The organism is Neptunomonas antarctica (assembly GCF_001305295.1).
Classification (GTDB): Bacteria; Pseudomonadota; Gammaproteobacteria; order Pseudomonadales; family Balneatricaceae; genus Neptunomonas; species Neptunomonas antarctica.
The window spans coordinates 1-684 of sequence record NZ_LJSI01000004.1; the positions used below are offsets into that span (position 1 = coordinate 1).

A 684-nucleotide genomic window follows, 5' to 3' on the forward strand; every position below is an offset into this window, starting at 1 on the left:
ATTGTGAAGTGACCCCATAAAGTTGGACTCATTTTTAAGCGGCTACCAAGGCCTGGTTTCGATATTCAATCGGACTCAGGCCTTTTAGTTTCAGCTTGATACGTTTGTTATTGTAATACTCTATGTACTCTTTGATTTTTTCCATGAGATCATCGGCACTCTTAAAAACTTCGTTGTGATACATCTCTGTTTTCAATATACCGAAGAAGTTCTCTGCGATCGCGTTATCCAAACAATTCCCTTTTCGCGACATGCTTTGCTGTAAGCCTTTGTCTTTAAGGTGTTGTTGATAGATCTTGTTCTGATACTGCCAACCTTGGTCTGAATGAACAACGGGCTTTTCATGTTTGGTGAGTTTAGCTGTCGCACTTTTGAGCATGTCTGTGACCAATGCTAACTTAACAGATTGGCGCACTTCGTAGCTCACGACTTCTTGGTTAAATAGGTCGATAACGGGTGATAAGTAAACCTTTTGATCGCCCACCTTAAACTCTGTCACATCCGTTACCCACTTTTGATTTGGTTTGTCAGCAGTAAATTTTCTCTGTACCAAATCAGGGGCAATTTTGCCCACTTCGCCTTTGTACGACTTATACCGTTTCTGCCTCACTTTGGATTTAAGGCCAAGTTCGCACATCAGGCGTTGAACTCGCTTATGATTTACAGCTGTGCCGGCTAAACGTA

The 684-nt window shown here is 42.0% G+C and carries 1 protein-coding gene; it reads right to left on the bottom strand.

The genetic code is table 11. The features are described 5' to 3' along the window. Nucleotides 1-34: 34 nt before the first annotated feature. Nucleotides 35-684 (bottom strand): IS3 family transposase (locus tag Nant_RS00020; RefSeq protein WP_054339597.1); only part of this gene is annotated, 650 nt, incomplete at its 5' end.